General features: G+C 49.6%; 13 protein-coding genes. 12 read left to right on the top strand and 1 reads right to left on the bottom strand.

Annotation, left to right across the window (positions count from 1 at the left end; all coding sequences use genetic code 11):
- From typA to AC9UES_RS04940, 5 genes are all read left to right on the top strand, one after another.
- Positions 1–1,773: translational GTPase TypA (gene typA, locus AC9UES_RS04960; RefSeq protein ID WP_509527210.1), on the top strand; the 1,773-nt coding region annotated here is incomplete at its 5' end.
- Positions 1,774–1,792: 19 nt separating this feature from the next.
- A complete protein-coding gene (locus AC9UES_RS04955; protein ID WP_509527208.1) occupies positions 1,793–2,923 on the top strand; it encodes a PIG-L deacetylase family protein in 1,131 nt (376 codons plus the stop codon).
- Between the two features lie 28 nt (positions 2,924–2,951).
- Positions 2,952–3,278, top strand: a complete 327-nt coding sequence (fdxA, locus tag AC9UES_RS04950; protein ID WP_509524588.1) for a ferredoxin — start codon at positions 2,952–2,954, stop codon at positions 3,276–3,278.
- Complete coding sequence (dapC, locus tag AC9UES_RS04945) at positions 3,279–4,388, top strand: succinyldiaminopimelate transaminase (protein ID WP_509527206.1); 1,110 nt, start codon at positions 3,279–3,281, stop codon at positions 4,386–4,388.
- 54 nt (positions 4,389–4,442) lie between these two features.
- Positions 4,443–5,693: a citrate synthase gene (locus AC9UES_RS04940; protein ID WP_509527212.1), complete on the top strand. Its 1,251-nt coding sequence runs from the start codon at positions 4,443–4,445 to the stop codon at positions 5,691–5,693.
- Here AC9UES_RS04940 and rsmD read toward each other — a convergent pair.
- Positions 5,690–6,256: a 16S rRNA (guanine(966)-N(2))-methyltransferase RsmD gene (rsmD, locus tag AC9UES_RS04935; RefSeq protein WP_509527204.1), complete on the bottom strand. Its 567-nt coding sequence runs from the start codon at positions 6,254–6,256 to the stop codon at positions 5,690–5,692. The genes AC9UES_RS04940 and rsmD overlap by 4 nt on opposite strands.
- Before the next feature lie 51 nt (positions 6,257–6,307).
- Between rsmD and recG the strand changes: the two genes are divergently transcribed.
- From recG to AC9UES_RS04900, 7 genes are all read left to right on the top strand, one after another.
- On the top strand, positions 6,308–8,407 hold the full coding sequence (recG, locus tag AC9UES_RS04930) for an ATP-dependent DNA helicase RecG (protein WP_509527202.1): 2,100 nt from the start codon (positions 6,308–6,310) through the stop codon (positions 8,405–8,407).
- Positions 8,408–8,434: 27 nt separating this feature from the next.
- Positions 8,435–8,923: a pantetheine-phosphate adenylyltransferase gene (gene coaD / locus AC9UES_RS04925; protein ID WP_509527200.1), complete on the top strand. Its 489-nt coding sequence runs from the start codon at positions 8,435–8,437 to the stop codon at positions 8,921–8,923.
- Positions 8,923–9,426 (top strand): YceD family protein, encoded by a 504-nt coding sequence (locus AC9UES_RS04920; RefSeq protein ID WP_509527198.1) that lies wholly within the window; start codon positions 8,923–8,925, stop codon positions 9,424–9,426. Before coaD ends, AC9UES_RS04920 begins: the two co-directional genes overlap by 1 nt.
- A 3-nt stretch (positions 9,427–9,429) precedes the next feature.
- Positions 9,430–9,633, top strand: a complete 204-nt coding sequence (gene rpmF, locus AC9UES_RS04915; protein WP_509524571.1) for a 50S ribosomal protein L32 — start codon at positions 9,430–9,432, stop codon at positions 9,631–9,633.
- 3 nt (positions 9,634–9,636) lie between these two features.
- Entirely contained in the window at positions 9,637–10,314 is a 678-nt protein-coding gene (rnc, locus tag AC9UES_RS04910; protein ID WP_509527196.1) for a ribonuclease III, read from the top strand.
- Positions 10,315–11,229, top strand: a complete 915-nt coding sequence (gene mutM / locus AC9UES_RS04905) for a bifunctional DNA-formamidopyrimidine glycosylase/DNA-(apurinic or apyrimidinic site) lyase (RefSeq protein ID WP_509527194.1) — start codon at positions 10,315–10,317, stop codon at positions 11,227–11,229.
- A gap of 86 nt (positions 11,230–11,315) precedes the next feature.
- Positions 11,316–13,487: chromosome segregation SMC family protein (locus AC9UES_RS04900; RefSeq protein ID WP_509527192.1), on the top strand; the 2,172-nt coding region annotated here is incomplete at its 3' end.

Here is a 13,487-nt window from a genome sequence, read left to right as displayed (position 1 = left end):
ATGGACTCAGGAGATTTGGAAAAGGAAAAGGGAATCACAATCCTTGCCAAGAACACCGCAATTAGTTACTCGGGTAAAGCAGCTGAAGGCAAGACAATAACCATCAACGTTATTGACACCCCAGGCCACGCTGACTTCGGTGGCGAAGTTGAGCGTGGACTTTCGATGGTTGATGGAGTTGTTTTGCTGGTTGACGCCAGCGAGGGACCATTGCCACAAACTCGCTTTGTTCTTCGTAAGGCTCTTGAGGCTAACCTTCCAGTTATCTTGCTTCTTAATAAAACCGACAGACCAGATGCTCGCATCGACGAGGTTGTTGAGGAAACGCATGACCTCCTATTGGGTCTAGCTTCAGACCTTGCCGACGAGGTTCCTGAACTCGACATCGACGCAATTTTGGATCTTCCGGTTATTTACGCATCAGGCAGAGCCGGAGCTGCTTCATTAAACAAACCCGAAAACGGAACCATGCCAGACAATGCGGATTTAGAGCCACTGTTTGGCGCAATCATGAAATACATTCCTGCGCCAAAATACGACCCCGATGCTCCACTGCAAGCCCACGTTACAAACCTTGACGCCTCACCGTTTCTTGGCCGTCTTGCTTTGCTTCGAATTTTCAACGGAACCATCAAAAAGGGTCAGCAGGTTGCTTGGGTAAGACAAAACGGCGAAACTCAGACCGTAAAAATTACTGAGCTTTTGATTACTAAGGCCCTGGAGCGTTTCCCAACCGAATCCGCGGGCCCAGGAGACATCGTTGCGGTTGCCGGAATTGAAGAGATCACCATCGGTGAAACACTTGCCGACCCAGACGATATAAGACCGCTTCCACTAATCGCGATCGATGACCCCGCTATCTCTATGACCATTGGAATTAACACCTCTCCTATGGCGGGAAGAGTCAAAGGTGCCAAAGTCACCGCTCGTTTGGTCAAGGACCGCCTAGACCGCGAACTTATTGGAAACGTTTCTATCAAGGTCATCGCAACCGACCGTCCGGATGCTTGGGAAGTCCAAGGTCGAGGAGAGCTTGCCCTAGCCATCTTGGTTGAGCAGATGAGACGCGAAGGCTACGAGCTCACAGTTGGTAAGCCGCAAGTTGTTACCAAGAAGATCGACGGAAAGCTAAATGAGCCCGTTGAAGACCTAACAATCGATGTGCCTGAAGAGTTTTTGGGTTCAATCACTCAGCTGTTGGCATCTCGCAAGGGTCGTATGAAGAACATGACTAACAAGGGAACCGGCTGGGTTCGTATGGAGTTTATGGTCCCTTCTCGCGGTCTAATTGGTTTCCGAACCGAGTTTCTTACAACCACACGTGGAACCGGAATCGCAAATGCTATTTCCGCAGGCTACGAGCCATGGTTTGGTGAGATTGTCACACGTACTAACGGCTCGCTAGTAGCAGACCGCCAGGGAGCTGTTACCCCGTTCGCTCTAATCGGATTGCAAGATCGAGGAAGTTTTTTTGTCGAACCAACTGAGGAAGTGTACGCCGGACAGGTCGTTGGCGAAAACGCTAGAGCGGACGACATGGAAGTAAACATCACCAAGGAAAAAAAGCTCACCAACATGAGAGCGTCTTCCAGTGAGGAATTTGAGAAACTGACACCACCGAGAAAGCTCTCTCTCGAGGAGTGTTTGGAATTCGCTCGTGAGGACGAGTGTGTTGAGGTAACTCCCGAAGGCACCAGGATTCGCAAGGTTGAACTAGACCCTAACCTGCGCGCCAGAGCCGCTTCAGCAAGAAAACGAGCTAGCGAGAGCTAAACCATTTAGAGTTATTGCTATGGCTAAAACGTCGTTCAACGCTAAACGGGTGCTGCTAGTTCACGCTCACCCAGACGATGAGTCAATCTTTACCGCTCACGTGATTGCTAATCGCGTTGAAGCGGGTGCGAAGGTAATGGTTTTGACCCTTACTCGCGGAGAACGTGGTCGGGTCAAGCTCGATGATCTAAAGCCGCTCGAATCTGATCTTGCTGCCATGGGTGCGTTTAGATCCAACGAGCTTAGAAATGCCTTGTCTGCTCTTGGTAATGTTCAGCATAAATTTGCTGGAAGCAGAAAATACCTCGACTCAGGAATGAGACTTAGCACTTTTGGAAGAGCTGTAAAGGCAAAAACTACCGATGAGATGTCACTTTCTTCAGTTTCGACAGCAGTAATTTCTGATGACATTTATCAGACGCTAACCGCATTCAAGCCAGATGCCGTCATTACCTACAACCGCAAGGGTGGGTTTGGCCACCCAGATCACAAGAAGGCTCACGAGGCAACCGCGATGGCGCTGCGTCGATTTGCAAGGTCCACAAGAGGCAGGGCGCCACAATTTTGGGTTATTGCTGAACCTGGTGAGCGATTCAGCGTTGAAGTCGGTGGCCCAAAAACTGCGGCCAAAAAGAAGTTGGCGCTGGAGCAGCACGCGAGCCAGGTGTCAATTGGCAAGGAAACTTTCTCCCTGGTCCCGGGTAGAGACATTCGATATGACAAACCAGAGAGGCTACGAATGACATCGACTAAGCCTTGGCTTTGGCTGAAGCCACTGTTCCTGGGTCTTTGGGCTCTTCCGCTTGGAATTCTGCTTGGATTTGCTGGAACCCTGCTTCACTCAGTTACCGCATCGGACGAGTCGGCCACACCTCTTGGGTTAGTAGTTGCCCTAGTGATGACTTTCTCGTTGGCGGTTGCTCTTCGATTGCTTCGAAACTCCAGGGGCGCTTTATACCTAATGAGTTTTACGCTTGCCGGAACTGTTTTTTGGCTTTCTAGACCCACCGCTGCTGGCGATGCACTTATTCTGGACAACCAAGCTGGAAACATATGGGTATATGGGTCGCTCATCATCTGCGCCGTTGTGATCTTGTTTCCAAAACTTAGACCCGGGGCATGGGGTAAGAAATCTTCCGGCCATCGATAGGTAATATGGTCCTAGGAGGATCTCCCCAATGACTTATGTAATTGCACTTCCATGCGTTGACCTTAAAGACAAGGCATGCATCGAAGAATGCCCAGTGGATTGCATCTACGAGGGTGACCGCATGCTTTACATTCACCCTGATGAGTGTGTGGACTGTGGAGCTTGCGAACCAGTTTGCCCGGTTGAAGCGATTTACTATGAAGATGATGTTCCTGAGCAGTGGGCTGATTACTACCGCGCCAACGTCGACTTTTTTGAAACCATCGGTTCCCCTGGAGGAGCTGCGAAAGTTGGTCCAATCCCTGGGGACCACCCGCTAGTTGCTGCTTTGCCACCACAAGCTCAACAGGACTAAGTGTTTACCGGGCTGCCAGATTACCCCTGGAAATCACTAAAGCCATACGCGGAAAAAGCTGCCCAGCACCAAGATGGTGCAATCGATTTATCTGTTGGATCGCCAATTGATCCAACTCCAGACTCAGTTCAACAAGCCCTCAAGAAGTTTTCAAATTCTCCCGGCTATCCATCAACAGCCGGCACGGCAGAGTTTCGCAAAGCGGTAGTTGAGTGGTTTGCCAGAAGAAGACAAGTACCGGGTCTAGATCCCGATCAAGTGATGCCATCCATTGGATCCAAAGAGCTAATTAGCTGGCTCCCCACTTTCTTAGGCATTGGCCCAGGCGATGTTGTGGTCCAACCAAAAGTTGCGTACACCGCTTACGCGGTGGGCGCAGCGCTATCGGGAGCCACGCTCATTTCTGAAGACGATCCAGAAAAATGGCCTACCAACACCAAGCTGGTCTGGATTAACTCTCCAGGTAATCCAGATGGAAAAGTTTTGGATGTTGCAGGTTTTGCGAAGGCGGTTGCCAGATCCCGGGAGCTAGGAGCGCTACTTGCTTCCGATGAGTGCTACGCCGAACTTGGCTGGAGTGATCCGTGGAACAAGGAAGTCATTCCAAGCGTTTTGGACCCTAGAGTTTGTGGCGGAAGTCACGAGGGAATATTGTGCCTGTACTCACTTTCCAAGCAGTCCAACATGGCAGGCTATAGAGCTGCGTTCGCAGTTGGCTCGAAAGATCTAATTAGAGACTTGGTGAATCTTAGGATGCACACCGGAATGATTATGCCTTTTCCAACCCAGCAGGCGGTGATCGCTGCGCTGGGGGACAGCGCACACGTGGCTACCGAGAAAGCGATTTATTCCAAGAGACGAGAGACTTTGCTAGCTGCGGTGAAAGCATATGGTTTTGAGGTAACTGACAGTGAGGCGGGTTTGTATCTTTGGGCCACCTTGGGTCAAGACTGCTGGAGCACGGTGGATCAGATGGCGCAGCTTGGGATTGTTGTGGTGCCAGGTAGCTTCTATGGTGAGCACGCAACCAAGCACGTTCGATTCTCGCTCACGGCAACCGATAGCGACATTAGTAGGGCTGCTTTGAGACTCCAAAATGGCTTAGGCTAGAGCCTGAGATTTTGATTCCCAAGGAGCGCTTTGCCTGACAACGAAAAAGTAGTTATCAGCTACAAGGACAAGACCCTCGAGCTTCCAGTTGTTGAAGCAACCGCGGGCTCCAGCGCCATGGACATTAGCAAGCTTCACTCAACCCTAGGCCTGCACACTTACGACCAAGGATTTGTCAACACAGCTTCGACTAAATCAGCAATCACCTTTATTGACGGTGAAGCTGGAATTTTGCGCTACCGCGGTTACGCAATCGAGCAGCTTGCAGAAAAGAAGAGCTTTTTAGAAGTAAGTCACTTGTTGATTTATGGAGAGCTGCCAACTAAGCCGGAGCTTGAATCATTTGATCACAGCATTAGAAGACACACTCTGATCCACGAGGACCTCAAGTCTTTCTTTGACGCATTTCCACAAAACGCCCATCCGATGTCGGTTCTCGCAGCGGGGGTTTCAGCGCTATCAACTTTCTACCAGGATTCACTAGACCCAAGAGACCCAGAGCAAGTTGAACTTTCAACCAGAAGATTGCTTGCCAAGCTTCCAGTGTTGGCAGCTTATGCCTATAAGACCAGCCTTGGTCAGGCGCTCTTGTATCCAGATAACTCACTGTCAACGGTAGAAAACTTCCTGCGCTTGACCTTCGGAACAATGGCAGAGGATTACGTTCAGAACCCGATTGTGACAAGAGCACTTGAGACCTTGCTAATACTTCACGCTGACCACGAGCAGAACTGTTCGACTTCTACAGTTCGCCTAGTTGGCTCAGCGCAGGCTAACTTGTTTGCATCTGTTTCTTCTGGAATAAACGCGCTCTTTGGTCCATTGCATGGTGGGGCAAACGAGGCCGTTTTGGACATGCTTACTCAGATCAGAGACTCTGGGCAGAGCGTGCAGCAGTTTGTTGATCGAGTCAAGAACAAAGAAGATGGAAGTAGGCTCATGGGCTTCGGTCACCGAATCTATAAAAACTTTGACCCTAGAGCCACCATCATTAAGGCAACCGCAGATAAGGTGCTTGGAGAACTCGGAATTCAGGATCCGCTTCTAGATATTGCAAAAGAGCTTGAGGCAACAGCCCTTGCTGATCCGTATTTTGCAGAGCGCAAGCTTTACCCGAACGTTGATTTCTACACCGGAGTGATTTACAAGGCGCTTGGCTTCCCAGCTCCAATGTTTACAGCCCTGTTTGCGATGGGAAGATTGCCAGGTTGGATCGCACACTGGCGCGAAATGATGGAAGATTCGAGCAATCGAATTGGAAGACCTCAGCAGGTCTACCTTGGAAAAGGCGAAAGAAGCTTCTAAGCCGGCTTTAGCCAGTAAACAACTGTGTCGCCGAAGCTCTTCTGCTCCGCGAGCTCGTATCCGGTAATTGCAAAAGCATCCACTCTAGAAGATCGCTCTACAAGAACCCAGGCCTTATCTGAAACCAAAACCCGCAGTGACTCAAGACATTTTTCTACTTCTTGATTAGTCAGCTCGTATGGCGGGTCAATAAAGACCAAATCAAATGAACCATTGCTTGCTTCCAGAAACTTTTGGACCGGTTGGATTTGAACCTTAGCCGAAACTTCTTGACCCTCATCGCTCAAAGCGTCCTGAACAGTTCTGGCGTTCTTGATGCAAACCGCAGCAGCCATCTTGTTGCTTTCGACTAGCACGGTAGCAACCGCACCTCTTGATAAGGCCTCTAGACCCAGCGCCCCGGTTCCCGCATAGAGATCTAAAACCTTGCTTCCAGCTAGGGCACCCTTTGATTCAAGCGAGCTAAAAATGCTCTCTCGGATTCGATCTGCTGTTGGTCTAGTGCTCTTTGCTGGAGAAGCGAGCTTTCTAGAGCCAACTAGGCCCCCAATAATTCTTGTCATGATTGTCAAAGCCTAACGGCTTTTGGCAACTCTCTCGTAGAAGATTGAAGCATGCTGCTTCCAACCACTTCACTCGATCGAGTATTGGGTGACAAAACAGCCAAGAGCTTTGCAAAAAACCTAGGACTAGTAACAGTTGCTGACTTACTGCAGCACTATCCACGAAGATATTCATCTAGGGGAGAGCTCACTCCAATTACCAACCTGCCAGTTGGCGAGAGCGTATCTATAGTGGCTGAGGTAGTGGACGCCAGGGAGAGAAGAACCAAGGGTCGAGTAAGTCACATTCTTGAAGTGCGAATCACAGATGGCAGTGGATTCTTGTCTTTGACTTTTTTCAACCAGGCCTGGCGTCAAAAGAACTTACTACCTGGAACAAGGGGGCTTTTTGCCGGCAAGATCGGTGAATATCAGGGCAAGCTTCAGTTAGCTCACCCAGACTACGAGCTCTTTTTGGATGAAGTCAGTCAGTTTGACGCTAAGGCTTGGGCAGATAAGCCGATACCTATCTATCCAGCTTCAGCCAGCGTTACGACCTGGATGATTCAAAAAGCTTTGGGCATTGTTCTAGACACCTTAGAAGAAATAGAAGATGAAGTCCCAGAGAAGATAGCCAAAAAGCACAAACTAATGAGCCTGAATCAAGCCTTTGAGAAAATTCACCGCCCAGAAACCAAACCCGATTGGTCTTCGGCTACTAAGACTCTTTCTTATCACGAGGCTTTCTTGCTGCAGGCTAATTTGATTGCTCGCAAGATAGCCAACGAAAAATCTCCAGCTACCATCAGATCGGGTGGGGCAAATGGATTCCTCACTACCTTTGATAGCGCTCTTCCCTTCAATTTAACCAAGGGGCAACAAAGCGTCGGTGAAGAGATCTCTTTGGACCTTGCAAAAAGCTATCCGATGAACAGGTTGCTTCAAGGTGAGGTTGGATCGGGAAAGACCCTGGTGGCATTAAGGGCGATGCTTGCAGTAGCCGATACCGAAGGTCAATCAGCACTGCTTGCCCCAACCGAGGTTTTGGCGTCGCAGCACTTTAGATCAATCTCCAAAAGCCTCGGAGAGGAGCTTTCCAAAAAAGTTGGGCTAACTCTTTTGACAGGCCAACTCTCAACAGCGGATCGCAAAAAAGCAATGCTGCAGGTTGTCTCGGGGGCATCAAAAATTGTTATTGGAACCCATGCGCTGTTTTCCGAAAAAGTGGAGTTCTATGACCTGGGTCTTGTTGTAATCGACGAGCAGCACAGATTTGGTGTTGAGCAGAGAGAGAAACTGCGCCTCAAAGGAAAACTCTCTCCTCACGTATTGACCATGACGGCAACGCCAATACCTAGAACCTTGGCGGTGACTGTCTTCGGGGACATGGCGGTTTCCTCACTTACGGAACTTCCTGCAGGTCGAAAAGAGATTGACTCTCACGTTGTTCGGGCCGGGGATAAGAATCTGGTTTCTAGGGTGTGGGAGAGAGTTGCCGAGGAGGTTGCCAAAGGACATCAAGTGTTTGTGGTTTGTCCAAAAATTGACGAATCCGACAAGGAACACTCCGGGGCATCGGTTGAGACCACCACTACTCAATTGCGCAAAAACCCAAATCTTGCTTCACTTCGAATCGACACCCTGCACGGTCGCATGGACCCAGAGCACAAGTCAGAAGTAATGGCAAAGTTTCTCAACAAAGAAATTGATGTTTTGGTAGCGACCACGGTAATAGAGGTTGGTGTGGATGTTCCAAACGCAACCGTGATGGTGATCTTGGATGCCGATAACTTTGGCATCTCCCAGCTACATCAGCTGCGTGGCCGAGTGGGAAGAGGCCAGGCCAAAGGACTTTGTCTGTTGCTTACCGGTGCCGAAGATGGCTCCATAGCTTTGCAAAGAATCGAAGCTGTTGCAGCAGAAAGCGATGGCTTCAAGCTCAGTGAGATTGATTTGGAGCTTCGGCGTGAGGGAGACGTATTAGGAGCAAGTCAATCCGGAGGTCGCTCTAGCTTGCGCCTGCTGCAGGTGATTCGGGACGCAGCATTGATTCAAAAGGTCCGGGTTGAGGTGGAAGAGCTCTTCGAGGCAGATCCGGGCCTAGAGTCACTACCGAATCTGCGCCTGGCTATTGAGGAAATGAACGCTATAGAAAACTTGTCTAAAGGGTGAGCTAATTAGTTTGCTAACCTTGGATCTATGCCCACTCTCGCGGTCTACCCAGGATCTTTCGACCCAATAACTCTGGGGCACGTAGACATCATCGAGCGGTGCTCCAATATTGTCGATGAACTGCACGTTTTAGTGGTTCACAACCCTGAAAAGTCACCCATGTTTTCGAGTGCCAAGAGAATCGGACTGATTCAAGACTCTTTGAAAGAAGCTGGTGTAACTAGCTCAAAGATAAAGGTGACTGAGCTTTCTTCTGGGCTACTGGTTGACTACATTCGCAAAGTCGACGCGAAGCTTCTAATCAAGGGATTTCGAAACAATGTTGATCTCGATTACGAACTACCCATGGCCAAGGTCAATAGGGACCTAAGCGGCATCGAAACAATATTTATCTCGGCTGATCCTCAGTATGGATTAGTGGCGTCTTCACTGGTTCGTGAGGTGGCCTCCCTTGGTGGCCCAGTTCAAAACTATGTTTCAGCGGCGGTGGCTAAGGCTTTATTGGAGCAAAACTGATGAGCAAGTTTGACATTCCGGTTCACGAACTTACTCGCAGACCAGGCCACACCAGCTCGCTTGAACTAGCTATTGATCTAGATGATGCAATGGGTCAGGGAGCTGCGACGGTGCCTGCCGGAGCGAAAATTGAAGTTGACTTGAGACTGGAATCTATCCACGAGGGCGTTTTGGCCACCGGAGAAGTCTTCACTAAGGCAACATCCCTTTGTTCTAGGTGCCTAGAACCCCTTGAGCTAGCGGTCGAGGTGGATTTCCAAGAGCTTTTCGCCTATTCTTTAGAGCAGGAAGAAGATTTCCTGATTCAAGACGAGAAAATCAACCTTGAGCAGGCAATCACGGATTCTGTAGTTTTATCACTTCCGTTCAAACCTGTTTGTAGCGAAGACTGTCTTGGTCTGTGCTCCGAGTGTGGCTTGAACTTTTCTCAGGATCCAAACCACGTTCACGAAGCGAGTATTGATTCTCGCTGGAGTGGATTAGAAAGCTTTAGGAAAGAGTAGGAAATGCCAGTACCAAAAAGACGCATGTCGCGTTCAAACACTAGAGCTCGTCGCTCACAGTGGAAGGCCGCTCCAATCACTCTGGTCAAGACAGTTGAAAACGGTAAGACCGTATACAGCCTCCCTCACCGCGCGAAGCTAGTTGAGGACTCAAACGGAACTGCACTGTTCATGGAGTACAAGGGCCGCAAGGTCGCTGACGCTTAACCCATGAACCTGGATGCGCTGGGTAAATCCCTTGGCGTGGAAATCGAACCGCAACTTCTCGCCCTCGCCCTTACTCACCGTTCCTATTCATACGAAAACGGTCGAGGCCCAAACAATGAACGCTTGGAGTTTCTAGGCGACGCAATTCTTGGATTTTTAGTTACTTCACACATTCACGATCACTTCTCCGATATGGATGAAGGAAATCTAACCAAACTCAAAAACGCTGTTGTCTCAGCCCCCGCTCTTGCCCAAGCGGCTAGCTCGATCAATCTTGGTGAATACCTGCTTCTTGGCAAAGGCGAAATTCAAACCGGCGGTCGCGAGAAGATGAATCTATTGGCAGACACCTTCGAGGCTGTGCTTGGGGCAGCTTATGTTTCCAAGGGTCTTGAAGCGGCAAAGACAATTGTTGATCAACACATTATTCCCTTGCTTGATAGTGCAGAAGATCTGCTTCTTTCGGCAGATCCAAAGACTACTCTCCTGGAGAGCATCCAGCAGAAAGGCAAATCTGCTCCAGTTTATCAAACTACTCATGAAGGTCCAGATCACGACCGCACCTTCTTCGCCAACTTGATAATTGACGGCATCGTCGTGGCTTCAGCTTCAGGAAGATCAAGAAAACAAGCTGAAACAAACGCTGCCATCAAGGCACTATCTGGCTCAACTGGAGAATAAGTGCCCGAGCTTCCCGAGGTCGAAACTGTCCGCGCTGGTCTTGCAAAATCCATAACTAGCGGAACCGTTACCTCGGTCAAAATCCATGAAGCCAGGTCGCTAAAGCGCCACCTAAGTGGCGCTAACGACTTCACCAAGAAACTAGTTGGCAGGCAAGTTCTCGATGTAGTGAGGCGCGGAAAGTTTCTTTGGATGCCGCTGTCGGGGGATTCAACTGCCTTGGTAGGCCACCTCGGCATGAGTGGTCAGATGTTGATAAGAAGCCCGGAATTTCCAGAAGACAAGCTCAATCGGGTAACTATTTCTTTTGAAACCAAAGGCAATAAGCCGCTCGAGCTTCGCTTTGTCGATCAGCGAATCTTTGGGTCTTTAGCAATCGACCCTTTGGTTGCAACGCTTGATGGCAAACAGGGTGGTTTTAGCGCTGGGAAGAATAAGAACAAGCCATGGCAGAACCTGATTTCTAGCTCCGCTTCTCATATCGCTAGGGACCCGCTGGATGAGCTTTTCGATGCCGATCAAGTTATTCAAAGACTTCGAGTCAAGAAAACCGGAATCAAGCGAGCTTTGCTGGATCAGAACCTAATTAGTGGAATAGGTAACATTTACGCGGATGAGTCTTTGTGGCTAGCAAAGCTGCACTTTGATAGGCAAGCCGACGTTATATCTAAAGCCAAGCTAAACGAGCTATTGGGCATCGTGAAAGATGTCTTAGCCAAGGCGACCAAGCAAGGTGGCACGAGCTTTGACCAGCAGTATAAGAACGTTAACGGTGAGGCCGGGTACTTCTCTCAAGAACTCTTTGCCTACGGCCAAACCGATAAGCCCTGCTCTAGGTGCCAAACACCGATCAGGCGCCAAGCCTGGGCCAACCGAGGTTCTCACTTCTGCCCGCGCTGCCAGCGCCCTAGCTAGCGGTCAATTGGGACCCTAAAAATGGGGTATTTTTAGATACTGTTCAGCTTTGAGCCATTGACTACTTTCAAGAGGGGTGTGTTCGCTTGCATCTAAAAAGCCTCACCCTAAAAGGCTTCAAATCCTTCGCTCAACCCACTACATTCCAGTTTGAGCGCGGTGTGACCTGCGTGGTTGGACCAAATGGTTCGGGTAAATCAAACGTTGTAGACGCTCTTGCATGGGTAATGGGTGAGCAGGGAGCTAAGACCTTGCGCGGTGGCAAGATGGAAGACGTCATCTTTGCCGGAACTGCTACCAAAGGTCCACTTGGTCGCGCTGAAGTTCAGCTGACCATAGACAATACCGATGGTGCACTACCTATTGATTACAGCGAAGTCACTATCTCAAGAACCTTGTTTAGAAGCGGTGGATCCGAGTACGCAATCAACGGGGACCCCTGCAGATTGCTCGATGTTCAGGAACTACTTAGCGACTCAGGTTTGGGCCGCGAGATGCACGTCATTGTGGGGCAAGGTCAACTAGATAGCGTCTTGAGAGCGACCCCCGAAGAGCGCCGCGGATTTATCGAAGAGGCTGCTGGAATTCTCAAGCACCGCCGTCGCAAGGAAAAAACCGAGCGAAAGATCGAAGCCATGCAAGCCAATCTTTCAAGACTGAGCGACCTTGCCGGTGAAGTACGTCGTCAGCTAAAGCCACTTGGTGCCCAAGCGGAAATTGCCAGAGAGGCACAAAACATTGCCTCTCAGGCCAGAGATGCCAAGTCCAGAATTCTCGCGTTTGACATTTTGGATATTCAAAAATCCCTTGAAACTACTTCGACCAGTGAGTCGCAACGTCGTAGCGAGCGAAACATCCTGCAGCAAATGCTTTCAACTAATCAGCAGCGCCTAACCCAACTTGAATCTCCTGAACTTAATCAGAAGCTAGATAGCGCTCGCAAGATCTCTTTTGAGTTTGACTCTCTACAGGAGCGCATCAGATCGATTTCTAACATTGCCAGTGCCAGAGTTGCGCTTTTGGAATCCAACACTCAAGAGCAAAGTAAGTTTGACCTCTCCTCAATTACTGTTGACATCGAAAAAGCCGAAGCTCAAATGCAGCGTCTAGGGCTTGAAGTGCAGCGGCTGCAGCAGCAACTAGGTATCGCAGAGCAAAAGCGAAACGTTGCCCGCGATGCCTTGGATGCTTTTGATTCGAAGATTCAAGAACAGAACTCCTTGATTTCAAAGTACGATCTTGATCTTGCTCAGTTTGCCAACGGCGTAAAGGTTGCCGAAAGCAAACTGGAAGCGTTTACTAACGAGAAAACTCGTCACCAGGAAATTCTTGGCGCCGCCAGACTAAGGCACCAGGAGCAATCTGCTCAGTATCGCGATTTGGAGTCACTGCTTTCCAGTAACAACCCGCGTGAAAACAACTTAGAGTCCAAATACGACGCTGCTCAGAAGGCAGTATCGGATGCCGCGAACAAGATTGAATCACTGCGTGATCAGCTACACGAAGCAGAGCGTGAAAAAGATGCTCTTGCCGGAAAGCGCTCGGCACTGAATTTAACCCTCGAGCAAAAAGACGGTGCATCGTCGTTGACTCAAGCTCAGCTTCGAGGAATTAGAGGTTTGGTTGCAAATCACTTACGCATTGAACCAGGCTACGAGCAGGCCATCGCTGCAGCCTTGGGTTCTTTAGCCGACGCCCTAGTTGCTGAAGACCTAGACTCCGGACTTTCTGCTCTTGAACACCTAAAGAAAACCGATGGTGGTCGAGTTGAAATAATCATCGCTGATGTTGACCTGCGCTCTGATGCTGCGAGTAAGAACTTGATTCCAGGTTCAAAGGTTGCATCTGAAGTTGTTAGCGCTCCAGATGGAATCTTGAAGTTGCTTTCACAGGTAGTTATTGTTGAGGACCTAGCGGCCGCGAAGAGCTTTTTCAAGGCACAGAAAACTGACTCGCAAGTTATTACCAGACAAGGTGACGTTCTTACCAGAGCAGTTTTGCGTGGTGGTTCATCGAGCAAGCCTTCCAAACTTGAGTTGGTGGCCGAGCGAGATGCGGCGGAAAAGGATCTTTCTAGACTGAGCTCTCGCATCGAGACTTTATCCGCCGAACTTGCCCAAGCCAAGTCCAACGAACTTGCTTCCAAGAATTCAGCCAAGGCATCCTTAGCCGAACTCAACGAGCAGGACGCTAAGCTCGCCTCTCAGGCAGAACAGCTTGGTCGGGTTCGCGTTCAAGTCGAAGCCCTTCAGAGCGAG

The sequence above is a fragment of the Rhodoluna sp. genome, from assembly GCF_044232805.1.
Classification (GTDB): domain Bacteria; phylum Actinomycetota; class Actinomycetes; order Actinomycetales; family Microbacteriaceae; genus Rhodoluna.
Note: the sequence above shows the minus strand (reverse complement) of the source record. Positions and strands in the feature narration are given on the sequence as shown.

Coding starts and splice junctions, on each gene's coding strand:
- AC9UES_RS04955 (WP_509527208.1), top strand. CDS start 1,793: ATGGCTAAAACGTCGTTCAACGCTAAACGGGTGCTGCTAGTTCACGCT.
- fdxA (WP_509524588.1), top strand. CDS start 2,952: ATGACTTATGTAATTGCACTTCCATGCGTTGACCTTAAAGACAAGGCA.
- rsmD (WP_509527204.1), bottom strand. CDS start 6,256: ATGACAAGAATTATTGGGGGCCTAGTTGGCTCTAGAAAGCTCGCTTCT.
- recG (WP_509527202.1), top strand. CDS start 6,308: ATGCTGCTTCCAACCACTTCACTCGATCGAGTATTGGGTGACAAAACA.
- coaD (WP_509527200.1), top strand. CDS start 8,435: ATGCCCACTCTCGCGGTCTACCCAGGATCTTTCGACCCAATAACTCTG.
- AC9UES_RS04920 (WP_509527198.1), top strand. CDS start 8,923: ATGAGCAAGTTTGACATTCCGGTTCACGAACTTACTCGCAGACCAGGC.
- rpmF (WP_509524571.1), top strand. CDS start 9,430: ATGCCAGTACCAAAAAGACGCATGTCGCGTTCAAACACTAGAGCTCGT.
- rnc (WP_509527196.1), top strand. CDS start 9,637: ATGAACCTGGATGCGCTGGGTAAATCCCTTGGCGTGGAAATCGAACCG.